The sequence below is a fragment of the Variovorax sp. ZS18.2.2 genome (genome assembly GCF_024701975.1).
Lineage (GTDB): Bacteria > Pseudomonadota > Gammaproteobacteria > Burkholderiales > Burkholderiaceae_C > Variovorax.
Genome location: NZ_JANLNM010000007.1, coordinates 349,256 through 372,258 on the forward strand (window position 1 = coordinate 349,256; position 23,003 = coordinate 372,258).

A 23,003-nucleotide genomic window follows, 5' to 3' on the forward strand; every position below is an offset into this window, starting at 1 on the left:
GGGGAAAAGGGTCAGAGCAGGGCCAGCTGCACCAGCGAGGCCGCACCCGTCATGACGAGGCCGCCTCCCAGCAGCACGAGCCACACGCGCGCGATGCTGCCCGCGGCAAAGGCCCAGAGGAATGCGACCAGGAATACGAGGAAGGCCAGCATGCTGCTGAGCGACTCGGCATCATGAAACGGCATGCCCGCACTGAACAACAGGCCGACGCCCAGGGCGATGAACCCCCAGCAGAAGACGTAGCCACCCAGCACGCCGGCAGCGATGCGGGAGACGACGTGGACGGCGGATGCAGCGCTACGGGCCATGGCTTGGGTCGGACGGATGGGAGAGTTGAGTCAGATGCGAATTGCTCGCATTATCCCCGAGGCGCCCGGCCATCCGCCCGAACAACCCTATGCCCCGTCGCGAGACGGTCTACCCCGCGAGGAAATCCGGCTGGCGAAACTTCTTCTCCAGGAACTGCCCGTTGGCCACCAGCGCGGCCGCATCGCTGGAAGCCACGTTCGCCACGATCTCGCGCAGCTTGCCGTCGAGCAGCCCCAGCTGTTCGCCCAGCAGCTGCCGCGCGGTCTTGCCGTCCTTCACCGCATGGGTGATGCGGAACGCGGGCGGCAGCGCCACGTAGTTGGCCAGCGTCTCTGGCAGGTAGCGCAGCACGGTCTCGCGCACGGTGAAGAGGTCATCGCCATTCGAACGCGCGCTCACCAGGCGGGGCAGCACCTCGCCGACCGAGCCGCGCACGCTGTCCAGGCTCTTGCGCATGTCTTCGGTGAGGTGCGGCTGCGCCTGCGCGACCACGCGGTCCAGGCGCTCCAGCGTCTGCTCCACGCTCAGCGTGTCCTCGATGCGGCGCTCGAGTTCGGGCGCCTTGCGGCCCAGCAGACAGCCCGCGACATACAGGCCGGCGGTGATCCACAGCCACCCCCGGTCGATGACGCCCGCGAACAGCAGCGCCGGCCCCAGCAGTGCCAGCGCGCAGCCCAGGATGTTGGCGTTGCCGTAGAGAAACAGCAGCGCCCGCAGTTTGAGCGAACGCTCCGGCATCACTGGTAGCCCCGGATTTCCTTGAACACCTGGCCGAGCTGGAGCTTGCGGCCATCGAACTCGCGGCCACCCGAGAGCTGCGCGATCTCCTGCATCTCCGACGCATTGGCCTCGCCGAACAGGATCGGGAAGATGCGCGCCGGCAGCCCGCTCGCGTAGCGGTCGCGGAACTCGTGCACCTTCAGGCCCGCGTTGTTCTCGCCGTCGGTCAAAAGCACGATGCTCACGAAGCGGTCGGGCTCGCGCTGCTGCTCCTTGCGCGCGAGGTCCTCGGCGGCGGCGAGCGCGGAGTAGATCGCGGTGCCGCCGTCGGCCACCATTGCATCGGCCAGGCGACGCAGTTCGGTGCGGGCCGCGTCGATGCCATCGCCTTCGAAGCGCACCCAAACAGGCGGCGACACCTGGCTCGCGAAGGTGATCAGCACCACGCGCTCGCGGCTCTGGAAGGCGCTGTAGCGCGCGCTCGCGGTGGTGGCCGCGTCGGCACCCGAGAGCAGCTTGAGCGCCTCGCGCATCGAGGCCAGGCGCTTGCCCTGCATCGAGCCGCTGAGGTCGAGCACGAAGATCGAGGTGGCGGGCTTGCGCCACTGCGACTGGTAGGTGCCGAGCACCGCGTCGATCACTTCCAGCCGGTTGGGAAAACCCAGCTCGGCCACGGCGGTGGTGGGCAGTTCCTTCGATGCGGCCACCTCGGGGTTGGCTGGGCGGAGGAACGCGGCGGACAACGCATCGCGCTGGAACGGCGCGGCCTTCAGCGTGGCCACCAGCTGCGTGTAGGCCTCGCGCTTGCCGGCGTTCAGCAGCATCAGCGGGTAGTCGGCCGAGATCATGCCGTCGCGCGGGTAGATCAGCGCGAGCTGGTCGGCCGCGGGCAGCTTCTCGTTGGCGCGCAGGATCACGGCCTCGTAGTTCACCATCGCATCGATGGCGGACGGGTCGTTGATGTACGCCTCGGCCAGCCAGCCCGAACTGCCCGCGGTGAGCTTCTGGCCGGAGAGGAAGGCCTTGAGCGTCTTCTCGTCCACGTCCTGCGCGCCGAGGTCTTCGGTCTTACCGGCCAGCGCCGAGGCCACCGCGAAGAGCGCGCTCATGCCGGTGTTGGAACTGGTGGCGTTGGTCATGCCGTAGCGCAGTTGCCCGGCGCCCGCGGCCTTGGCGATTTCGGCCCAGCCGGGCGGGCGCTTGTTCCAGCCCAATTGCGCGGCCTTGGCCTTCTTCACCCCGAGCGCGATGCGCGAGTAGAAGAGCTTGTCGCGTGCGAGCGGCTTGGCCTGCAGCGCGAGCGCCGGATAGGCGCCGTTGGGCGGCAGGATCGCGTCGAAGCGTTCGCCGGCGTTGATGCGCTCGACGATATCGAGCGTGCCCGCATACGAGAGCTTCACCTCCACGCCCGCCGCTTTCGCGGCATCGACGATGGGGCCTTCGAGGTCCTTCAGCTCCGAGCCCGCGAGGATGGTGAAGGCGGCATCCGGAATGGCAGCCGGCGTGCTCTTCGCGGCCTGCGAATCGTCGTCGCCGCAAGCCGCGAGGCTCATGGCCACCGCAACGATGGCCAGCAGCCAACGCCAACGAATCCGCAGGCTCACAGCGCGACCTCGCCGCGCGGCGACTGCAGTACTTCGGTGGTTTCCTGGCGGCGCACGCGGTCCAGGTAGGTGCGGCTCCTGGCGACTTCGTCGGTCAGCGTGTCCACCGTGGTCTGCATGGAATCGAGTGCCTTGCTCTTGAAGTCGGCGATGGTGTCCATCGTCTGGTAGATGTTGGCGAAGGCCTGCTGCAGCTTGGCGATCTCGATGGTGCTCGAGGCGGCCTGCTGGTGGATGGCGCTGCTCTGGTCGCGCAGCATCTCGCTGGTGCTGGCGATCAGGTTGCCGGTGGTGGCGTTGAGCGCGGTGATCTGGTCGAGCACCAGCTTCTGGTTGGACAGCGCCTGCGCCACAATCACCGCGGTGCGCAGCGCGGCGACCGTGGTGGTGGTCGCGCGGTCGACGCCCTTCATCAGCTCCAGGTTGTTCTTGCGGATCATGTCCAGCGCGAGGTAGCCCTGGATGTTCACCGCGAGCTGCGTGAGCAGGTCGGTCACCTTCTGGCGCGAATAGAACAGCATTTCTTCGCGCACCACGCGGGCCTTTTCGGGGTCGCTCGCATCGAGTTCGCGCGCCTTGGCGTCGAGCTGGCCGTCCAGCGCCTTGCCGATGTGCACGTATTTCTCGAGCCGCTCCATCAGTGTCCAGAGGTTGACCTTTTCCTGCTCGATGGCGGTGTTGTCGCGCAGCAGTTCGTCCTTGCCGCGCTTGAGCGATTCGATGATCGCGTTCAGGTGCGTCTGCGACGACTGGTAGCGCTCGAAGTACGCGACCAGCTTGTTGCCCAGCGGAATGAGGCCCAGCAGCTTGCGCGCGGAGAACAGGTCGCCCTGTTTCGATGGGTCGAGGTCTTCCACCTGGTGGCGCAGGTCGATGAGCGACTGGCCGATCTGCGCGCCCTTGTCGAACAGGCCATTGCGCAGCGATCCCACGGGCCGCTCGAGCATGCGGTTCGAAACCGAGGCCGAGGCCTCGATGTCCTTGTTGCCCATCGAGTGGATGCGCTCCACCGCTTCCTTGAACTGCGGATGCTGGCTGTCGTGCGCGGTGATGTCGTCGATGAAGCGCGCCACCTGCGCGTCGAGCTCGGCCACGTCCTCGGGCTTCAGGCGCACCTTGCCGCTGGCCGATTCCACCGGCACCGGCACGACGGCGGCGGGCGGCTCCAGCGTGAAGGCCTGCGGGGGTTGGAGATCGATCGGCGCAGGCGCCGTGGTGGTTGCGGTGACGGGCGCGTTCATTGGAAGTGTTCCTTGGTTCATTACTTGAAGCGGGCCTCGATGGCCGTGATCATTCGCTCGAGCCATTCGAAGCTGGGCGGATCGATCACGTCGACCAGCACCTCGGGCACCTTCACGCCGCGCTGCGCCCAGGCCTCGGGTCCCTTGGTGTCGCCGCCGGTGCGGTAGCCGTATTCGTGCGCGAGTTCGCGCAACGCCGGGTCGTTCTCCAGCGCCGCGCCCAGGCGCGCGCCGCCGGGCGTGTAGGGCACGAGCACGTGCTTGGAGAAAACCGTGGGCTTGGGGTAGAGCAGCACCATGTCGCTCTTGAGGCGGTCGGGGTTCTTGAGCCAGAACTCGACCATCTGCGATTCGTAGGCCACCAGCAGCGGCGCCTTGCCCATGCCGAGCGCGAGGTAGTCCTCGAACGGCCCGGAGGACGACTGCTCCTGGAAGCCCTGGCGCAGGAACAGCGGCGCGACGATGGGCAGCACGCGGTCGACGTCTTCCTGGCTCTGCACGATCTGCTGGCTGTTGGCCAGGTAGCTCGCGAGCGCCAGGTACATCGCGGCCGAGTTGGAAGTGCGCACGTCGGTCGAATTGATCAGCAGCGACTTGCTGGTGGAAAACGCGCCGCTCGCCTTCAACTCCTTCCAGCGCGCGCCCTTCTCGATCATCGCCATCAGGCCCGGCAGGTCCACGACGTAGTAGAAGTCGCCCTGCTTGGCGGCGATGCCGTTGGCCACCAGGATCTCGGCGATGGGCCGCCAGCTCGCCAGAACGATGGGCGTGTAGAACGGATTGAAGACGTTCGGCGCCTTGGCCAGCGCCTTGAGCTGCGCCGCCGCGGGCGCGCCCGAGGGAAAGCCGAAGTCGAGCTTGCTGGCGTCGTAGCGGCTGGCAATGGCCCGCGAGCCGGCCTTCTCCACCGTGACGGTGATGCCCTGCGCGGCCAGTGCCTTCTGCACGCGCGGGTCGGCGAAGAAGGTTTCTTTCTCGGAGCCGATCAGGCCACGCAGCGTGACCTGCTTCTGCTGCTCGATGCGCGCCGCCTCGGCGGTGGCCGACTCATCGTGCAGGCGGGTGTTCGAATACCAGACCCCGGAGCCGACCGCGGCCAGCAAGACCACGGCCAGCACCGGCGCGATCAGTTTTCGAATTTCCAAGTCTCATGCTCCTCTGACCCTCTGTAGCGGGGCTGAGAAACATCCTACTGACGCAATATGACAGCGCTGTCACAAAACGGTCGCAATCTCCTGCGTGACTTTGAGGAAGCGCTCAACGTCGGCCATCGAATGGCAATGCAGCGGCGAGACGCGCACCGTGCCTTCCAGCCCGAAGGACTCGAGCATCCGCTTCGAATAGATGCTCGTCGCCACGCGCTCGTACACCGTGACGCCGCGCTTGCCGTACTCGACCACCGCCTGCGTGCAGTCGATGCGGTCGAAGCCGATGCCCAGGATCAGGTCGCGCTTGGTGAGGTCTTCATGGTCGAGGAACACCTCGACGCCGCGCATCTCGCGCAACCCGGTTGCATTGCCGGTGCCGTCGAGCAGCGCGGCGAGCAGCGCGCGCTCGTGCAGTTCGATGCGCCCGATGCCCTCGACGAACAGCGCACGTCGCTCCTCGGCATCTGTGAATTGGCCGCCGATCCAGCAGACGTAGTCCACGATCTCCGTGAGCGCAGCGAACTGCCACGGCGCGGAACTGCCCAGATCCCAGAAGTCCGGCTTCTTGCCCACGAGCTTGTGGTGCGGCAGCACGGCCGCGCGGTCCGACACCCACGAGAGCCCCGAGCCGCGGCAGCCGAAGAACTTGTAGGGCGCGAGGTTGATGCCGTCCACCGGCGTCTTCTCAAGGTCGATGAGGCCGTGCGGCGCATGCTGCACCGCGTCCACGAGGATGTAGAGGTCGGGCTTGATGGCGCGCGCGCGGCGCACGATCTCGGCCATGTCGAGCTTCGCGCCCGAGATGTTCGAGGCATAGATCACGTTGAGGAGGCAGGTGTCCTTGTCGACTAGACGAACGATCTCTTCGACGTCGATGCCGCCTGTCACCGGGTTGCTCTTCGCCACGCGCAGCTCGCGGCCGAGCCGGCCGGCGTAGAGGCTCATCGCGTCGAAAGCCGAGGGATGCTCCAGCACCGTCGTGACCATGTTCGTGCCCGGCACGTTCTCGGTCACCGCGCGCACCATGTCGAACATGGCGCCAGATGCGGTGAGCGAGGCATACACGCTGCCGCCCTTCGCGTTGAGGATGGTGCGCAGGTCGTCGCCGGCCTTCGCCTGGATCTGCTGCAGCTCGACGGCGGTCGCGTGGATGCGCTCGGCGTTGTCGGGAATCGCATCGACCTGCGCGAAGCGCTCGGCCGCGGCCTTGAGCCGGAACGAGCCACCGGCGTTGTCGAAGTAGAGGCGTTCGCGGCCGTGGTGGTCGCGGTCCACGAGCAGAAAGCGCGCCTTCACCTCGCGCATCAGCGCATCGGCAAACGCCAGGCCGCGGGGGTGGTTTTCAAGCGTGGTCGGCATGTGCTCAGACGCCCTTGTTGTTCGGGTTCTTGTAGATGTCGCGCACCGCGTCGGACATCGGGAAGTTCAGGTTCGCGTTCTTCGGCGGAATCGGCGACATGAACCACTTCGTGTAGAGCTGGTCGATGGCGCCCGACTTCATGAGACCGGTGACCGTTTCGTCGACCAGCGCCTTGAACTGCGGATCGTCCTTGCGCAGCATGATCCCGTAGGGCTCCTGGCGCAGCGACTCCTTCAGCAGCTTGTACTCGCCCGGGTTGGTGGCGCTCGCGACCATGCCGGCTAGCTGCACATCGTCGAGCACGTAGGCGTCGGCGCGGCCGGTCGAGAGCAGCAGGAAGCCGTCGGAGGTGTCCTTGCCCGCGATCTCGTTCACTTCGATCGTGCCGCTCTTGCGCGCGCCGCGCAGCAGCTGGATCGAGGTGCTGCCCGAGACGGTGGCGACGTTCTTGCCGTTGAGGTCGGCCAGCGCATTGATGCCCGAACTCTTGCGCACCGCAGCGGTGATGTTGGTCACGAAGTGGCTCGGCGCGAAATCGACCTGCGCCTGGCGCTGCGTGGTGTTGGTGGTGGTCGCGCAGTCGAGGTCGACCGTGCCGTTCTGCAAGAGCGGAATGCGGTTGGTCGAATTCAGCATCGTGTAGCGCACCTCGATCTTCGCCAGACCCAGCTTGGCCTTCACCGCATCGACGATCTTCAGGCAGATGTCGTTGGTGAAGCCGATGGGCGCGCTGTCGGCGCTGAGCTTGTAGGAGAACGGGATCTGGCTGTCGCGGGCGCCGATCTGGATCGTGCCGCTCTCCTTGATCTTCTGCAGCGTGCCGGCGTCCTGGGCGCTGGCGGCGCCGCAGGTGAAGGCGAGGGTGAGTCCCAGGGCAAGGACAGGAGGCAGCTTGAAGAAGTCCATGGCGTGTATTCCTTGGTTTGCAGTGAAGGGTGAGCTGGGCGAATCTTCTGCGCCTCGATGAATTTCCAAAAGCGATTTTTTGTGATCGAATTGCATGAACAAAAGCGTTCTTTTGGAGCGCCTGCAGAGGAGACCCGCACCGTGATGACCTTCAAGCAACTCGAAGCCCTCTACTGGATCGGCCAGCTCGGCGGCTTCGCACAGGCCGCGAACCAGCTGCACACCTCGCAGTCCGCCGTGTCCAAGCGGGTGCATGAGCTGGAGCTGCTGTTCGACACCGAACTCTTCGATCGCAGTCAGCGCAGCGCGCGTCTCACCGAAAAGGGCGAGGAGATGTTCGTGCTCGCCAAGAAGCTGCTGGAGCAGCGTGATGCGGCGGTCGAGCAGTTCGGCAAGCCCGGCGTGGTGGAGCGCCGCATCCGCATCGGCGTGACCGAGCTCACCGCGATGACGTGGCTGCCGCGCCTGGTCGGCCTGATCCAGCAGCACTACCCCAAGGTGATCCTGGAGCCCGACGTGGACGACAGCCTGCAGCTGCGCGACAAGCTCCTGGTCGACGCGCTCGACGTGGTCATCGTGCCCGACACCTTTGCCGACTCGCGCATGCAGAGCAAGGTCATCGGCAAGGTCAAGAGCGCCTGGATGTGCAAGCCCGGCGTGGTGCAGACGACGGGCACCGTGCGCCTGCACGACCTCGCGCGGCACCGCATGCTGGTGCAAGGCAACAACTCGGGCACCGGGCGCGCCTACGACGCGTGGATGAAGGACCAGGGCGTGCAACCGTCCAACGTGATCGTGGTGAGCAACCTCGTGGCGCTCACGGGGCTCACCGTGTCGGGGCTGGGCGTGAGCTACCTGCCGCGCGAATGCCTCTCGCCGCTGGTGGCGGCCGGCATGCTGTCGGTGATCGAGGTCACGCCGCCGCTGCCGGTGGTGCGCTACGTGGCGATGCACAAGGGCGAGCACCGCAGCGCGCTCACCTCGTCGATCGTGATGCTGGCGCAGGCGTGCTGCGACTTCACGCGGATGTTCCAGGCGCAGGCGGACGAGGAAGAAACGCCAGCACGCTGAGCGCCTACGGGCGCTTCTCCCCTTTCCTTGTTGCGTAGCGAACGCCGTGTTCGCTACGGGAAATGCACATGCATTTCCGTGGCAATGCCTTCCTACACTGCCTCGCGCATGGTGGGTTCGTGCGTGTTGCACAAGGGGAGACAAATGAGAATGAAAGCAGTGTGTCGGCTCGCGCTGACGATGGCTCTGACGTCCTTGGCCGCATGCGGCGGCGGCTCGGACAAGACGCAATTCATGGCAGTGCCTGTTGCCGTCAACGGGACAGCGGGTGCCGCAGGGGAGGCGGGTCCCGCTGGCGCCACAGGTCCAGCCGGTGCCGAAGGCCCCGCTGGCAACACGGGCCCCGCCGGTGCCACAGGTCCCGCCGGTGCCACAGGTCCCGGTGGTGCCGCAGGCCCCGGTGGTGCCGCAGGCCCCGGTGGTGCCACAGGTCCCGGTGGTGCCACAGGTCCCGGTGGTGCCACAGGTCCCGCTGGTGCCACAGGTCCCGCCGGTGCCACAGGTCCCGCTGGTGCCACAGGTCCCGCTGGTGCCACAGGTCCCGCTGGTGCCACAGGTCCCGCTGGCGCCACAGGTCCCGCTGGCGCCACAGGTCCCGCCGGTGCCACAGGTCCCGCCGGTGCCACAGGTCCCGCTGGTGCCACAGGTCCCGCTGGTGCCACAGGTCCCGCTGGCGCCGACGCGTTCATCAAGCAGTCCCTGGCCGGCTACGTGAACACCTTGCGCGGCGCGAATTCCAACGGCGACTTCACGCGCGGCAATACCTTTCCCGCGGTGGCCGTGCCTTTCGGCTTCAATTTCTGGACGCCGGTGAACCGCGACGACTCCAACTGGTTCTATCAGTTCTACGAGGACGAAGCGAACAAGGTGCTTCTCGACAGGATCATGGGCTTTGGCGTCGTGCACATGCCGAGCCCGTGGATCGGCAATCGCCAGACGATGCAGATCATGCCGATCAGCAAGACCGACAGCAAAGGCGTTCTCATCACCGGCAAGTCCGACCGCTCGGAGAGCTTCCAGCGCAAGAACGAGATCGCCAAGGCGCACTACTACAGCCTGGTCTTCGACAACGGGCAGCGCACCGAGATCACGCCGACCGACCATGCGGCGTACTTCCGCTTCACCGCACCCGAGAAGCAGCAGAACATGACGGTGCTGTTCGACCTCTTCGCGGGCGGCGGCAACCTGCAGGTCGACCAGGCCGGCAAGACGATCTCGGGCAAGGCCGACTATGTGGGCGACAAGAACGCACCACCGCTCTTCTTCTACGCCGTGTTCGACGCAGAAATCGCCAAGGTGCAGGGCGGAGCGCGCTTCCCGTCGTGGGTGCAGTTCGACACGCAGAAGACCGGCAAGACCGTCGGCATGCGGATCGCCACGTCGTTCATCAGCGTCGACCAGGCGAAGGACAACCTCGCCCAGGAGATCGCCGCGAAGAGCTTCGACGAAGTCAAGCAGTTGGCCGGGGCCGCCTGGGACGACAAGCTCAACACGGTGCAGGTCGAAGGCGCGAGCGAAGACCAGAAGGTCACGCTCTACTCCAACCTGTACCGCAGCTTCCTCTACCCGAACTCGGCCTGGGAGAACGTGAAGGGGAAGGCGATGTACGTCAGCCCCTACGATTCGTCGCTGCCGCTCAAGCCCGGAAAGATCTGGGTCAACAACGGCTTCTGGGACACCTACCGCACCACCTGGCCGCTCTACACGCTGCTGCTGCCCAAGGAAGCGGGCGAGATGCTCGACGGCTTCGTCAACGCCTACAAGGACGGCGGCTGGGTGCCACGATGGTCCGGCCCCGACTACCGCGACAGCATGGTGGCGACCAGCTCCGACGTGATCTTTGCGGACGCGTACCTCAAGGGCGTGCGCAACTTCGACGCCGACGCGGCCTACGCCTCGATGCAAAGGAACGCATCGGTCTACAGCAGCGAAGGCAGCAAGGGCCGCAAGGGCATGGAGAAGTCGATCTTCTATGGCTACACGCCCACGGAGATCGGCATCAACGACCCGGCGCCCGGACACGTGGCCTGGTCGCTCGAAGGCAGCCTGAACGACTTCGGCCTCGCGCAGATGGCGAAGGCACTGAACAAGCCGGACGACGCCGCCTACTACGGCAGCCGCGCCTTGAACTACGCCAACCTGTTCTCCTCCGAAACCTCGGGCACCTGGGCGGGCGGCTGGTTCCGCTCGAAGAACAGCGCCGGTGCATGGGACGACAACGTCGGCCAATGGGGCAACGTCACGCCCTACAGCTGGGGCTACGGCTACACCGAGGGCAACGCCTGGTCCTATGCCTTCCTGACACCGCAGGACGGCCAGGGCCTGGCCAACCTGTACGGCGGCAGGGCTCAGTTGAAGTCGCGCCTCGACGCCTTCTTCTCGGCCCCGACCTATCTGGATGGCGGGAGCTACGGTCGCGTGATCCACGAGGTCAAGGAAGCCCGCAGGGCCAGCGAACTCGCGAAGGTGGGCCAGTACCAGCACTCCAACCAGACGGTGCACCACTCGCTCTACATGTACAACTACGCGGGCACGCCTTCGGAGGGACAAAAGCATCTGCGCAACGTGATGGACAAGCTCTACACCTCGGGCCTCGACAAGAACGGCATTCCCGACGGCAGCGGCTACATCGGCGACGAGGACAACGGCGAGCAGTCGGCGTGGTACGTCTTCAGCGCCATGGGCTTCTACCCGGTCAGCATGGGCCGGCCCGAGTACGCGATCGGCGCGCCCTACTTTCCGAAGATGGTCGTGAGCCTGCAGAACGGCAAGCGGATCATCATCAGCGCGCCCGGCGTGAGCGACACCAACCGCTATGTGCAGAGCCTGCGCCTGAACGGCAAGGACATCACGCGCAGCTACCTGCTGCACTCCGAGATCGCCGACGGCGCCACGCTGGAATTCGTGATGGGCGCCCGGGCCTCGGCGTGGGGCACGGGCGAGAACGATGCGCCGACATCGATCACGCAGGGCAATGCCAAGCCCGCGCCGCTGCTGTCGCTGCTGCCGACCAAGACCTACGACGTGTCGGCGAAGACAAGCGACACGCTGCCGAACCTGTTCGACCGGGATTCCGGCACGAATTGGACGAGCGGCGCCGACGGCACATGGATCGAAGCGTCGCTGCAGGCAGGCAAGTCTTCGAGCGTGGTCAAGGTCTACACGCTGACATCGGGCAACCAGGGCGCAGCGCAGGACCCGAAGAGCTGGCGGCTCAAGGCCTCCAACGACGGCACCACCTGGGTCACGCTGGACGAGCGCAAGGGCGAGAGCTTCCTGTGGCGCCGGCAGACCCGGCCGTTCGCCATCAAGGACAACGCGCAGGCCTATGCGAAGTACCGGCTCGAGATCGATGGCCCGGGCGCGGTCACCGTGTCGGAGTTTGAACTGCTGGCGCAGGCGAAGTGATCGTTCCGGTGCCGATGGGCGTGACGCGCGCGAAAGGCACGTCAGCGGCAGGCACCGGATTCATCCAACCGCTCGCGCACCATCCCTTCGATGTGCGCGGCCAACTGCTCCGGTGTTCTGCCGCTGTCGAACCGCGCGCACCGCAGCGCCATGAACAAGGGAAAGCGATCGCGTATGCGCGCCTCTTCGCTCGCCCGGTTGCCTGCCAGGTACGGCCGCGCCAGTTGTCTTTGCACGATGGCCTCGACGCATGCTTCCAGATCGAAAGACGGCAACAGGAGCGCCGTCAGCGCGTCGTGCGCGATGGCCTGTCGAAGCACCGCGTATTGCGGGTCCATCGTTGCAGCATAGGTCATGAAACCGGACGAAAGCGCGAAGACGGTGGGTGCCGTGCGTGCGTCCATCACCTCGCGATAGACATCCACGTTGCGCAGCGCGTAGCCCGCATACCCATGGACCGCCATGTACGCGGCGACATCGCCTTCCCGCGCGATGAATTCCCGATCCAGATCCATGAAGCGCCAGCCGAGCCGGCCTGCCAGCAAAGGGCCGACCGTCGTCTTGCCGGCGCCGCCGGGGCCGATGAGGTGAACGACGGAATGGGGCACCGCTGTGTGCATGAGAAGTGAAAGGAAGAACGCGCGTGAAGGGCGCGCACATCCTATCGAGCCTGCATGCGGCATCGTCTTTGCACCCAGTGATCTCGCATCGCCCTGATGAAAAGTTATTTCAAATCACGCAGAAATATGCGTGAATATGGCGATTCACCGGCAATTTGCCTCAAATTTCCAAGAAATAAGAAAAAGTCTTTCATTTTCGGCATTACCCAAGGCAAAGCAGACCTTCTCCTTCCTCAAGCTCCCACCGTCGCAAACACCTCCACCAGAAAGTGCCCATGACCATCACCGTGACCCGCCAGGATGCGCGCTACAACACCCTGAAAAAGGGCTTCAACTTGCGATGGCCTTCCACGGAGTCGGATGCGGCTTCACGCATCGAGCTGGCGGAGACCCCGGGCGATGCCGCGGCCGCGTTGCAGCGCATCGTCGACGCGGGTCTGCGCCCCACGCTGCGCAGCGGTGGCCATTGCTATGAGGACTTCGTCTCCAACAACCCCGACGGCGCGATCCTCGACCTGAGCCTGCTCAGCGGCGCAAGCAGCGGCAAGGCCGACGGGCGCTACCGCATCGGCCCCGGCACGCAAAACTGGAACGGCTACCTCGAGCTCTACAAGCAGAGCAACGTCACGCTCCCCGGCGGCTCCTGCTATTCGGTGGGCGCGGGCGGGCACATCTGCGGCGGCGGCTACGGCCTGCTGTCGCGCCTGCAGGGCCTCACGGTCGACTGGCTCTCCGCGGTGGACATCCTCACCGTCGATGCGCGCGGCAAGGTCGTCCCGCGCACCGTGGATGCAACCCGCGAGCCCGAGCTGTTTCGCGCCTGCCGCGGCGCGGGCGGCGGCAACTTCGGCGCGATCACCAACTACGTGTTCGACACCCTGCCGACGGCGCCGCGCGAAGTGGCGATCGCGGTGGTCGCGTTCGACTGGGCCACGATGACGCCCGCGCGCTTTGCCGAGCTGCTCTCCATCTACGGCGACTACTGGGCCACGCGCGGCAAGTCGCCCGACACCTGGGGCATGTTCTCGCTGCTCAAGCTCACGCACCGCTCGTCGGGCCAGATCGTGATGCTCACGCAGTTCTGCAACCCCGACGGCACCTGCAACGACCTGACGGTGCTCAACGATTTTCTCGACCGCTTTCGCGCCTGCACGCCGGTGCCGCTGAAGGGCCGCGCACCGGGCGTGGGCCCGGCACCGGAGCGGGGCGCCGGGCAACTGCTGTGCTCCAAGCCGCACACCGTCACGCGCTACGACTGGCTCACCGCCACGCAGTACCTCAACGGCTCGGGCGAGAACCAGCGCGGCAAGTACAAGTCGGCCTACATGAAGCAGAACTTCACCGCCCGCGAAGCGCAGCGCATCTACACGCACCTCACGCGCACGATGCCCGGTGTCGACCTGAGCCAGTCGCTGGTGCAGGTCGATTCCTATGGCGGCGCGGTCAACAAGCCCGAGCGCATCGGCGACACCGCCGTGCCGCAGCGCGCATCGATCATGAAGCTGCAGTACCAGACCTACTGGCGCAGCGCGGCGGACGATGCGGGCCACCTGCGCTGGATCAGCGACTTCTACCGCGACGTGTACGGCACGCCCGACGTGCCCGAGCGCTATGCCGGCACGCCCTACCCCGGCGAGCGCTACGAAGGCTGCTACATCAACTACCCCGACAACGACATGCTGGCGTACCCGTTCTGGTCGCAGCTCTACTATGGGGACCAGGGGCTCTATGGCTTCCTGCAAAAAGTGAAGCGGCGCTACGACCCGAACAACATCTTTCACCATGCCATGTCGGTGCGGTCCTGAACGAGAGGAAGGAAACCCATGACACACAACGCCAACCTTCCCGGCCAGAACCGCCGCGCCGTGATGCAGTGGATCGGCGGCGCCTCCGCCCTTGGCGCACTGACACCGCTGGTCCCGGCCGGCGCCCAGACCCCGGACACCGGTGCGGCCACGGCAACCGCCAACACAGCACCCGCACCCCGTTTCGCCTACGTCGGCACCTACACCTTCGACGCCCCCGGTGGCACCGCCGGCGGCCCGGCATCGAAGGGCATCTACGTGCTCGCCATCAGGGACGGCGGCTGGACGCCCGTGCAGACCGTGGCGAGCGCGAACCCCTCGTTCCTCGCGGTGCACCCCAGTCGGCGCTTCCTCTACGCGATCAACGAAATCGACACCTACCAGGGCCTGCCCACCGGCACGGCCGAGGCCTATGCGATCGATGCGAACGACGGGCGCTTGACGCTGCTCAACCGCCAGCCGCTCTCACTCTCGGGCGTGATCCCCGCGCACCTGGCCGTCTCGCCCGATGGCCGCGCCCTCGCCGTGGCGCTGTATGGCGGCGGCGCCTACAACGTGCTGCCCATCGAGGCGGACGGCAGGCTCGGCAAGGTCTCGGGCATCGAGAAGGAAACCGGGTCCGGCCCCGACACCGAACGGCAGGAGTCGCCGCATCCGCACATGGTGCTGTTCGATGCCTCGGGCCAGCGCCTGCTCGCCACCGACCTCGGCACCGACCGCATCAACGCCTTCACGCTCGCCGACGGCAAGCTGGCCGTGCTCGGCCGCACGCCGGTGTCGCCCGGCAGCGGACCGCGCCACCTCGCACTGCATCCGTCGCAGCGCTTCCTGTACCTGGTGAACGAACTCGACGCCACGGTCGCCTCTTTCGGCTATGACGCGGCGAGCGGCAAGGTCGGGGAACAGCGCCAGCGCGTCTCGACCGTGCCCGATGGCTACAGCGGCCAGAAGAGCGCGGCAGCGCTGGTGATGCATCCCTCGGGGCAATATCTCTATGCGACCAATCGGCGCCTGAAGTCGGACCACCCGATGGCCGACAGCATCGCCGCGTTCCGCATCGACGCGGGCAACGGCGCGCTGACACCGCTGCAACACTGGAGCGAAGGCCTGCGCTTTCCGCGCGCGCTGGCGATGCCGCCGGGGGGCAGCCATCTCTACGCGCTCAGCCAGAAAGGCGACACCATCCTGCGCCTGCGCATCGACGCTGCGAGCGGCAGGCTGGACCAGCCGGTGCAGGTGGCGCAGGTGCCTACGCCGGTGTGCCTGGTGTTTGTCTGAGAACAAGGACCCGGGAGCGTTCAGCTCCCAGGCCCCGGCCTCGTCGCCCTCTCAGTTCATTCGCTGCAACTGCACATCATTGACCGCCACGCTGCCCGAGGCCTTCGGGAAGCGGAGCGTCACCTGCCGGATGTGCCCGATGTCGACGTTGCGCAGCGTGAACGCCTTGAGCGGTATCGCCACCATGTTCAGCAGCGGCCTCGTGACGCCGGTGTCGGCATAGATGGCATCTTCCGGCGCGTCGACCAGGGGGATGCTGCCGTTTCGTTTGCGTGCGATGCCGTAGAGCGCATCGGTGAAATCGCTGCCCTTCACCGTGCCCGAGCGGCCCTGCGTGTCAGTCATCGACACCTCCACCTCCTGGCCGATCGACGCCACGACAGCCATGCGGAAACTCAGTGTGTCGAAACCGCTTGCCGAAAGATCGCCCGTGTTGACCTGCATGCTGGCGCCAGCCTTGCTCCATTGCAGTTGAGCCTGGTCGGTGATGGACCAGATCAGTTGCTGATCTGCCGGGAAGTAGTCCCGATAGGGATAGTTGTCGCCAGGCCCGTACAAGGATTGCGCGGACAGGCCCGTGGACGTGTCCGTGCACGAGGCAGGTCTGCTGCTGAGGATGCCGAAGGCGGGCAAGTCAAAGCCAAGGGTCAGAAACTTGCACTGGATCGCCTGCTGAAATCCGTCGAACGCGGCCGAAAGGCCGAGCGGATTCTTCGCCGCGCTGTCCGCGTTGCGGAAATCCTGCAGCAGCTTGCGACTGCCCGCGGGCTGATGGATGGTCACGACGACGCGCTCGTCGCAGCTGCTCTCACCCGCAGGGCAACCCGCCGCGGGAATGGGCGCCTGCCCCTTCCAGTAAGGCGCGTACTGGACCTCGTCGCCCACGAAGTAGCGCATGAAGGACTCGATCAGGAAAGCGCCGTTGCGTCGTTGATCGGGCGCGGAGATGCGCAGCGTTTCGATCAGTCCGGGCTTGTTGCAATAGAGCGAAGCGGTCGAGGATTCCGCGTCGTCGTCCTCCGACCAGTAGCTGTTGTAGAAGTTGTGATTGGCTCCCCGGACGGCAAGCTGGAACTTGGGTGCGCTGTCGTCCGGTGCTGTGTAGCGGCTGTCGTCGAATATCTGGGCGCCCGGCATGGTGTAGACATCGCCGTCGCACATGGGCAGCAAGGTCGCGAAAGGAACGTGCGTGACCCCCGACAGGCGCCTGGCGTTGATGGGCGCCAGCGAGAACACTGCACGTATCTTGTGCGGTGCCTCGGTGCTGGAAGGCAGCACGATGCCCGACTGCTGCAAGGCATCCTGCGAGTTCGCCGTCGTGAGCCAATTCGTGCTGTCGTTGTTGATGGGCCTGAGTGGGACCGCCTTCGCCAGCGCATCCCGCAGACGGACCTCGACCGCATCCAGCGCCGCGATCTGGGCATCGAGCACGGCCTGGGCATTGCTGGCCGGGCCCTGCAGGTCCTGCACGGCCTGCGTGAGCGCGGAGATGACGGACGCGGGTGCAACCGGCACCAGCGCCTGCGCATTTTTCAGTGCGTCCTTCGCGGCCTTGAGCTTCGCAGCCGCGGCGGCGGCTGGAATCCTGGCGCTGTCTACCGCAGCCTTGGCTTTCACCTGCTCGGCCTCCGCCTCCGAAACCCCCAGGCGAAGCGCTCGCGCCGTCTGGACGTCCTGGAAGCTGATGCCGACGCGCTGCTTGTTCAGTTCGACCGCATAGGCCACCGCTTCGGCACCGCGCGAGTGCCCCAGGATGCCCACCCGGTCGAGGTCCAGCTTGCCCTTCAACTCGGCCCGCTCGACGCCATTGAAGACCCCGGTCGCATTGCCTGCGCGCAGGATGTCGAGGGTCATCATCAGCAACTGGCCGCGGGCCAGTGCGCCGGCATCCGAGGCATTGCTGTTGTTCAGGCCGTTGATCTTCCCTGCGTCGATGGAAACCGCGACATAGCCGTTCTCCGCCAGGTCGCGTTGCAGGTAGTCGTAGCCCTTGGCGTTGTTGAGTTCGGAAGAGTCATGCATGCCATGCAGGAACACCACCACCGGAAAACCGCCGGATGGAGACATCTGCGGCTTCGACGCGCCGCCCGATGCAACCGGCGCGCCGGGATAGCGCACCGTGCCACGCAACGGCACGGTGTAGATCACGTCCTTGTACTTCGCGTCGGCCACGGCGGTGGCGCCGAGTTCGTAGACGATCTGTTCCGAAGCCACGAAGCTGCCCTTCTCGCCGAAAGGCACGGTGTGCGAAAAGCGCGTGAGCACCGAAGGATCCTCGGGCACCGGCATCACCGTCACGGGGATGGGCTCGGAAGGAACCGTGGAAGCAGGGGGTTCGGCAGAAGGCGGGGCCGCCGTGGCCACTGCGGGCATGAAAGACGGTGCACCACCGCCACCGCCGCCACACCCGGTTAACAACAACGCGAAAACAAAGAACAACGCACACGACTGCCGTGTGCCCTTCACACTCCGAAGCTTCATTTTTTCTCTCCCTGACTCAGACATGGATGAGAGCTTGCCGATCGCGCAGCGAAAGGCGGGCTCTGCCGGATGTCCACATGCTCGGGAGTGCGCGTGCGAAGAGAAACCGCGCCGGGTGTTGCCTCCGGTCGTCAGCTCATGTGCCCCTCCCTGACAAGAGACGAGACCGGTTCAGCAGTATTCATGCCAGGCGAGTGCACATCCATTCCCGCGCGCGAGCACCTTCGCTTCGGCTTCACGCCGCCGTACGCCGGCCCGCCATTCACGATGGAGTTGATGGCCGCTGCGGCGGCGTGACCTCGGTTCGAGGCGCAGTTCCGCTGTCGCACTTTCAGCGCCTCTGGTAAGAGGCGTCGGATACTCCCGGCGGGCCGTTCCGCATCTGCGCGAATGTCTCTTGCCTTTCAACCTATCGATACGGGAGCGCTTTCAATGACAGATAACAAACGAAAGATCGTCGAACTTCTCAAAAGCATCGAGACTGGCGACCCCAGCCCTGTCGCCTACATCGACGCTGCCAAATACATTCAGCACAACCTGGCTGTGGGCGATGGCCTGGCCGGTTTCGGCGCGGTGTTGCAGCAGCTGCCCAAGGGCTCGGCCCGGGTCAACACGGTGCGCGTGTTCGAGGATGGCGACTACGTCTTCGCACACACCGACTACAACTTCTTCGGCCCGAAGATCGGCTTCGACGTATTCCGTTTCGAGAACGGAAAGATCGTCGAGCATTGGGACAACCTGCAAGAAACGGCACCAGCACCCAACCTGAGCGGCCACACCATGGTCGACGGCCCGACCGAGGCCGTCGACCTTGGCGCCACCGAAACCAACAAGGCACTGGTGCATGCTTTCGTCACGGACATTCTGGTCGGCGGCAAGGTCGACCTGCTCCCCGGGTACATCGAAGGCGACAGCTATGTGCAACACAACCCGAACATCGCGGATGGCCTGAGCGGACTGGGTCGCGCGCTGGAAGCGATGGCCAAGGCAGGCATCACGATGAAATACGAACGCATTCATCGCGTGCTGGGTGAAGGCAATTTCGTGCTGGTCGCCAGCGAGGGAGAGCTCGCCGGGCGCGCAAGTGCCTTCTATGACCTGTTTCGTGTCGAGCAAGGAAAGATTGCGGAGCACTGGGACACCATCGAAACCATCGCGCCGCGCGCAGACTGGAAACATGAAAATGGCAAGTTCTGAACCCCAGGTGATCGAGGTCGTCACGCTCAAGGTCAAAGCGGGTGTGAGCCTGGAGGCATTCCGCGAAATCGATGCCGCCGTGGGTCGAGAGCATGTGGCGCAGCAACCCGGATTCATTTCGCGCGAGTCGGCCAGCAGCGGCGAGAGCGATTGGCTGGTGATCGTGCACTGGCGTTCGGCAGAGGACGCCGACGCGTCGATGGCCAGTTTCGGCAATGCGGCAGCAGCCAAGCCCTTCATGGACAGCATCGACGCCACGAGCATGCACATGAAGCGCTACGTGCGAGATTGATGAGAGCGATGCGCGCGGGCAGTTGTGCCCGTGCGCATCAGATGCTCAAGCGCGGCGCGGTGGTCGACGGGGAAACGCTCAGCTTCCGCGCGTGAGCATCCGCCCCGCGCGCGCAAGCACCTTCGCTTCGCCTTCGCCGCCGCGATAGGCGAGCACGCCGTTCACGAACACGCGTTCGACGCCTTCGCTCACGCCGTGCGGCTTGTCGTAGGTCGCGGTGTCGGTGATGGTCTCGGGGTCGAACACCACCACGTCGGCCATCGTGCCGACGCGCAGCAATCCGCGATCCGCGATGCGCAGGTTGCGCGCGGTCATGCCGGTCATCTTGTGCACGGCCTGTTCCAGCGTGAACAGGCGACGCTGGCGCCAATACCGCGCGAACACGCGCGGGAACGCGCCCCAGAGGCGCGGATGCGGGTGGCGGTCGTGCGGCAGGCCGTCGCTGCCGATCATCGTGAGCGGGTGCGCGATGACGCGCTCCACGTCTTCTTCCTGCATCTGGAAATAGCAGGCGCCGCCGGGCTTCAGGCGCAAGCAGGCCTCCTGTTCGGTGGTGCCCCATTCGCGCGCGATGTCGGAGACGAGGCGCCCGGTCATCTCCGGATGCGGGTCGGACCAGGTCAGCAGCACGTCGATGACGCCATCCACCAAGTCCTCGCGCAGCACGGTGGAGCCGGCCACGTAGGGGTACACGTCCATCGCGATCTGCTGGCGCTGCGCGAGCGACTCGATCAGCGGCAGCGTCTCTTTCGTACGGCCCCAGTTCGCGGGACCGGCGCACTTGTGGTGCGAGATGACCAGCGGCACGCCGGCATTGAAGGCCGAGTCGCCGGCCTCGTGCAGCGCTTCGATGATCTGCTGCATCTCGCTGCGCAGATGCGTGGCGTACACGCCGCCGTGGCGCGCGACAACGCGCGCGAGCGCGGTCACTTCCTCCGCCGGTGCGGCAAAGGCTTCTTCGTAGAACAAGCCCGACGACATGCCGTGCGCGCCATCGGCCATGCAGCTGTCGAGCAGCGCCTCCATGCGCGCGAGTTCGTCGCCGCTCGCGGGCCGGTCGAGCGCCTGCATCGTCGCGAAGCGCAGCGTGGTGTGGCCGACGAGCGCGGCCACGTTGAGTGCGGGCTGTGTCGCATCGACAGCTGCGCGGTACTCGGCCATCGTCGCGTGCTTGAACGAATCGGCGCCCAGCAGCGTGAGCGGCGGCTTCGATTGCGGCGTGCGGTACGGCGCGAGCGAGATGCCGCAGTTGCCCGTCACCACCGTGGTGATGCCCTGCGACACCTTGGGCAGGCACAGCGGGTCGCGCAGCACGATGGCGTCGTCGTGCGTGTGCGCGTCGATGAAGCCGGGTGCAATCACCTTCGCACGGCAATCGACGATGTCGAGATCGGCAACGCTCAAGCCCTCGGGCAAACGCCCGCGCAGGCCTTCGCCGAGCGCAAGGATGCGGTCGCCTTGCAGCAGCACGTCACCGGGCCACGAGGGTCCGCCCGAACCGTCGACCACGAGGCCGGCTTCGAGCAATACGGCTTTCACGGCTTTGGGGTCGCTCACGATGCGCGTCCTCCTTTTTCGTCGTTGATGCCGCCGCCGTCCCAGCTTTGCAGCGGGTGCGTGGCGGCGTCGATGCCATGGCGCTGAAAGGCTTCGCGTGCGCGCTGCAGGCGCTGCACCGCGGGTTCGCCGCGTCGTTGCGCGACCAGCACCGTGAGAATTTCGATGGCGGTGAGGTGCGTGAGGTACGCATCGATGCCCACGTGCATCACCGCGTCGTCGGGCACAGAGAGGCCCAGCAGGAAGTCGGCCTTGGCCGCGAGCGCCGTGCCGGGCCGCGTGAGCGCGACCACCTTGGCGCCCTGCCCGCGCGCGATGTCCACCGCGTCGAGCAGCGAGGGCATGCCGCCCACGTGCGAGATGGCGATGACCACGCCGCCCGGCCGCTGCGCCGCGCCCGCCACCTGCTGCAGGTGGTAGTCGGCCCAGGCGTTCGCCGAGAGGCCGAGCCGGAACAGCCGCGCCTGCAGGTCGTTGGCCATGAACCACGAGGTGGCGCCCGCGCCGTACAGGTCCACATGCGGCGCGGCCGCGATGGCGGCCACGGCGCCGTCGAGCACCTGCATGTCGAGCTGGCCGCGCACGCCCGAGACCGAGGCCGCGGCGCTGCGCGCGATCTTGCCGACCACTTCGTCGGCCGCGTCCTCGATGTTGACGCGGCGGTGCAATGGCGAACCGCCCAGCGCCAGCTCCTGCGCGAGCGCGAGCTTGAATTCGCGCAGGCCCGCAAAGCCCAGGTCGCGGCAGGTGCGCATGATGGTGGGCACCGAACTGCGCGAACGCTCGGCCAATTGCTCGAAGCTCTCTTCGAGTGCACGGTCGGGGTCTTCGAGGATCAGGTCGAGAATCGCGCGCCGCGTGGCCGGGGCGCTGCTGCGCAGTTCGGCGATTTTCTTGAGCAGGGAGGGCGTCATCGGTGCGCGTTCAGAAGTGCATGGCGACGGCGTCGCTCACGCGGTAGTTCTCTTCAACCACGGGCATCCAGTGCCATTTGTCGAAGGTGGTGCAGGGGTGCGAGATGCCGAGGCCCACGCGGTCGCCGACCTTGGGTGCATCCGCTTCCTCGCTGACATCCCAGCGCAGGTAGGCGTGCTGGTCGTTGAGCGCGGTGATCTTCCAGCCGGCGGGCACGGCCTGCGCTTCGAGCGCGCCGCGTGCCGCGCGTGCAATGGGCACGGGCATCGAGAGGTCGAACGAGATGTCGCGCTTGCCCACGGCAAGGATGGCAAGGCCCGGCTCGGGGCGCGATTGCACCGTGGCCCAGACTTCCATCGCGGGGCGCAGGCTTTCGCCGCAATCGCAGCCCAGGCGCTCGTCCACCGCGTTGACCATGCGCTTGTAGAAGCCGTGGTCGTGTGTGACATAGCAGCCCGAGCGCAGCAGGCCGCGCACCGGCGAACCCAGCGCGGGCTTCAGGCGCCCGGCCACGAGATCGAAGATGGCCGAGCCACCGGCCGAGACCAGCACCTCGTCGGTCTCGAAGAGCTTCTGCGTATCGCAGTGACGCGCGATGGCTTCCACGCGGTCCATCAGCGTGTTGGCATAGGCGGTGTCGGGCTCGCTCACGCCGGTGGCGCCCTGCCCTTCGTAGGTCTCGATGCCGACGAGCTTGACCGCATCGCTTGCGCGCAGGCGCGTGGCGAGCGTCACGGCTTCTTCATGCGTGCGGCAACCGGTGCGCGCGCCTTCGACGCCGATCTCGATCATCACGTCGAACGGCACGCTCGCGGGATGGCGCTTGGCCCAGTCTTCGATCAGCCCGAGCTGCGCCAGCGAATCAACGAGGAACACGATGCGCAGCCCGGCATTCGCGCTCAGCAGCAACTGGATGCCCGCCAGGTCTTCATCGCTCACCACCTGGTTGGCAATGAGCGTGCGGCGCGCCCCGGCCGCCACGCCCACGGCCAGCTGCGTGACAGTCGCGAAGGTCAGGCCCCAGGCGCCCGCATCCAATTGCCTCTGGAAGAGCTGCGGCGACATCGTGGTCTTGCCGTGCGGCGCAAGGT

General features: G+C 66.2%; 18 protein-coding genes. 6 read left to right on the forward strand and 12 right to left on the reverse strand.

Annotation, left to right across the window (positions count from 1 at the left end; genetic code table 11):
- Positions 1-11 precede the first annotated feature (11 nt).
- The 7 genes from NU688_RS25355 to NU688_RS25385 form a co-directional block, all read right to left on the reverse strand.
- Entirely contained in the window at positions 12-308 is a 297-nt protein-coding gene (locus NU688_RS25355; RefSeq protein WP_257863590.1) for an iron uptake protein, read from the reverse strand.
- 109 nt (positions 309-417) lie between these two features.
- Complete coding sequence (locus NU688_RS25360) at positions 418-1,047, reverse strand: hypothetical protein (RefSeq protein ID WP_257863592.1); 630 nt, start codon at positions 1,045-1,047, stop codon at positions 418-420.
- Positions 1,047-2,633 carry a VWA domain-containing protein gene (locus NU688_RS25365; protein ID WP_257863593.1) on the reverse strand — a complete coding sequence of 529 codons (1,587 nt, stop codon included), beginning with the start codon at positions 2,631-2,633 and terminating at the stop codon, positions 1,047-1,049. Before NU688_RS25365 ends, NU688_RS25360 begins: the two co-directional genes overlap by 1 nt.
- Complete coding sequence (locus tag NU688_RS25370; protein ID WP_257863594.1) at positions 2,630-3,874, reverse strand: toxic anion resistance protein; 1,245 nt, start codon at positions 3,872-3,874, stop codon at positions 2,630-2,632. The genes NU688_RS25365 and NU688_RS25370 overlap by 4 nt, the downstream gene beginning before the upstream one ends.
- A gap of 20 nt (positions 3,875-3,894) precedes the next feature.
- Positions 3,895-5,019 carry a hypothetical protein gene (locus tag NU688_RS25375; protein WP_257863595.1) on the reverse strand — a complete coding sequence of 375 codons (1,125 nt, stop codon included), beginning with the start codon at positions 5,017-5,019 and terminating at the stop codon, positions 3,895-3,897.
- Positions 5,020-5,088: 69 nt separating this feature from the next.
- Entirely contained in the window at positions 5,089-6,381 is a 1,293-nt protein-coding gene (locus NU688_RS25380) for an aminotransferase class V-fold PLP-dependent enzyme (protein ID WP_257863596.1), read from the reverse strand.
- A 4-nt stretch (positions 6,382-6,385) separates the two neighbouring features.
- Positions 6,386-7,288, reverse strand: coding sequence for an amino acid ABC transporter substrate-binding protein (locus NU688_RS25385; RefSeq protein WP_257863597.1), 903 nt, complete (start codon positions 7,286-7,288; stop codon positions 6,386-6,388).
- Positions 7,289-7,432: 144 nt separating this feature from the next.
- Here NU688_RS25385 and NU688_RS25390 point away from each other — a divergent pair, with 144 nt between their 5' ends.
- Positions 7,433-8,359: a LysR family transcriptional regulator gene (locus NU688_RS25390; RefSeq protein WP_257863617.1), complete on the forward strand. Its 927-nt coding sequence runs from the start codon at positions 7,433-7,435 to the stop codon at positions 8,357-8,359.
- 234 nt (positions 8,360-8,593) lie between these two features.
- Positions 8,594-11,767, forward strand: coding sequence for a GH92 family glycosyl hydrolase (locus tag NU688_RS25395; protein ID WP_257863598.1), 3,174 nt, complete (start codon positions 8,594-8,596; stop codon positions 11,765-11,767).
- A 41-nt stretch (positions 11,768-11,808) separates the two neighbouring features.
- On the opposite strand, the gene NU688_RS25400 is transcribed toward NU688_RS25395, so the two are convergent.
- Entirely contained in the window at positions 11,809-12,375 is a 567-nt protein-coding gene (locus tag NU688_RS25400; protein ID WP_257863599.1) for a shikimate kinase, read from the reverse strand.
- A 287-nt stretch (positions 12,376-12,662) separates the two neighbouring features.
- On the opposite strand from NU688_RS25400, the gene NU688_RS25405 reads away from it, so the two are divergent.
- Both NU688_RS25405 and NU688_RS25410 read left to right on the forward strand, forming a co-directional pair.
- Entirely contained in the window at positions 12,663-14,192 is a 1,530-nt protein-coding gene (locus NU688_RS25405) for an FAD-binding protein (protein WP_257863600.1), read from the forward strand.
- An 18-nt stretch (positions 14,193-14,210) separates the two neighbouring features.
- Positions 14,211-15,470: a beta-propeller fold lactonase family protein gene (locus tag NU688_RS25410; protein WP_257863601.1), complete on the forward strand. Its 1,260-nt coding sequence runs from the start codon at positions 14,211-14,213 to the stop codon at positions 15,468-15,470.
- 51 nt (positions 15,471-15,521) lie between these two features.
- On the opposite strand, the gene NU688_RS25415 is transcribed toward NU688_RS25410, so the two are convergent.
- Positions 15,522-17,768: a hypothetical protein gene (locus tag NU688_RS25415; RefSeq protein WP_257863602.1), complete on the reverse strand. Its 2,247-nt coding sequence runs from the start codon at positions 17,766-17,768 to the stop codon at positions 15,522-15,524.
- Between the two features lie 573 nt (positions 17,769-18,341).
- On the opposite strand from NU688_RS25415, the gene NU688_RS25420 reads away from it, so the two are divergent.
- Positions 18,342-19,148, forward strand: a complete 807-nt coding sequence (locus NU688_RS25420; RefSeq protein ID WP_257863603.1) for a nuclear transport factor 2 family protein — start codon at positions 18,342-18,344, stop codon at positions 19,146-19,148.
- On the forward strand, positions 19,135-19,440 hold the full coding sequence (locus NU688_RS25425) for an antibiotic biosynthesis monooxygenase (RefSeq protein WP_257863604.1): 306 nt from the start codon (positions 19,135-19,137) through the stop codon (positions 19,438-19,440). The genes NU688_RS25420 and NU688_RS25425 overlap by 14 nt, the downstream gene beginning before the upstream one ends.
- A gap of 78 nt (positions 19,441-19,518) precedes the next feature.
- On the opposite strand, the gene NU688_RS25430 is transcribed toward NU688_RS25425, so the two are convergent.
- From NU688_RS25430 to NU688_RS25440, 3 genes are all read right to left on the reverse strand, one after another.
- Positions 19,519-20,997: an amidohydrolase family protein gene (locus tag NU688_RS25430; RefSeq protein ID WP_257863605.1), complete on the reverse strand. Its 1,479-nt coding sequence runs from the start codon at positions 20,995-20,997 to the stop codon at positions 19,519-19,521.
- The gene (locus NU688_RS25435) at positions 20,994-21,911 is read right to left on the reverse strand and encodes a MurR/RpiR family transcriptional regulator (protein WP_257863606.1); all 918 of its coding nucleotides are present in this window, start codon (positions 21,909-21,911) and stop codon (positions 20,994-20,996) included. The genes NU688_RS25430 and NU688_RS25435 overlap by 4 nt, the downstream gene beginning before the upstream one ends.
- Positions 21,912-21,921: 10 nt before the next feature.
- A partial coding sequence (locus tag NU688_RS25440) for an alanine racemase (RefSeq protein WP_257863607.1) occupies positions 21,922-23,003 on the reverse strand: 1,082 nt, incomplete at its 5' end.

Coding starts and splice junctions, on each gene's coding strand:
- NU688_RS25355 (WP_257863590.1), bottom strand. CDS start 308: ATGGCCCGTAGCGCTGCATCCGCCGTCCACGTCGTCTCCCGCATCGCT.
- NU688_RS25360 (WP_257863592.1), bottom strand. CDS start 1,047: ATGCCGGAGCGTTCGCTCAAACTGCGGGCGCTGCTGTTTCTCTACGGC.
- NU688_RS25370 (WP_257863594.1), bottom strand. CDS start 3,874: ATGAACGCGCCCGTCACCGCAACCACCACGGCGCCTGCGCCGATCGAT.
- NU688_RS25380 (WP_257863596.1), bottom strand. CDS start 6,381: ATGCCGACCACGCTTGAAAACCACCCCCGCGGCCTGGCGTTTGCCGAT.
- NU688_RS25385 (WP_257863597.1), bottom strand. CDS start 7,288: ATGGACTTCTTCAAGCTGCCTCCTGTCCTTGCCCTGGGACTCACCCTC.
- NU688_RS25390 (WP_257863617.1), top strand. CDS start 7,433: ATGACCTTCAAGCAACTCGAAGCCCTCTACTGGATCGGCCAGCTCGGC.
- NU688_RS25395 (WP_257863598.1), top strand. CDS start 8,594: ATGGCAGTGCCTGTTGCCGTCAACGGGACAGCGGGTGCCGCAGGGGAG.
- NU688_RS25405 (WP_257863600.1), top strand. CDS start 12,663: ATGACCATCACCGTGACCCGCCAGGATGCGCGCTACAACACCCTGAAA.
- NU688_RS25410 (WP_257863601.1), top strand. CDS start 14,211: ATGACACACAACGCCAACCTTCCCGGCCAGAACCGCCGCGCCGTGATG.
- NU688_RS25420 (WP_257863603.1), top strand. CDS start 18,342: ATGTCTCTTGCCTTTCAACCTATCGATACGGGAGCGCTTTCAATGACA.
- NU688_RS25425 (WP_257863604.1), top strand. CDS start 19,135: ATGGCAAGTTCTGAACCCCAGGTGATCGAGGTCGTCACGCTCAAGGTC.
- NU688_RS25435 (WP_257863606.1), bottom strand. CDS start 21,911: ATGACGCCCTCCCTGCTCAAGAAAATCGCCGAACTGCGCAGCAGCGCC.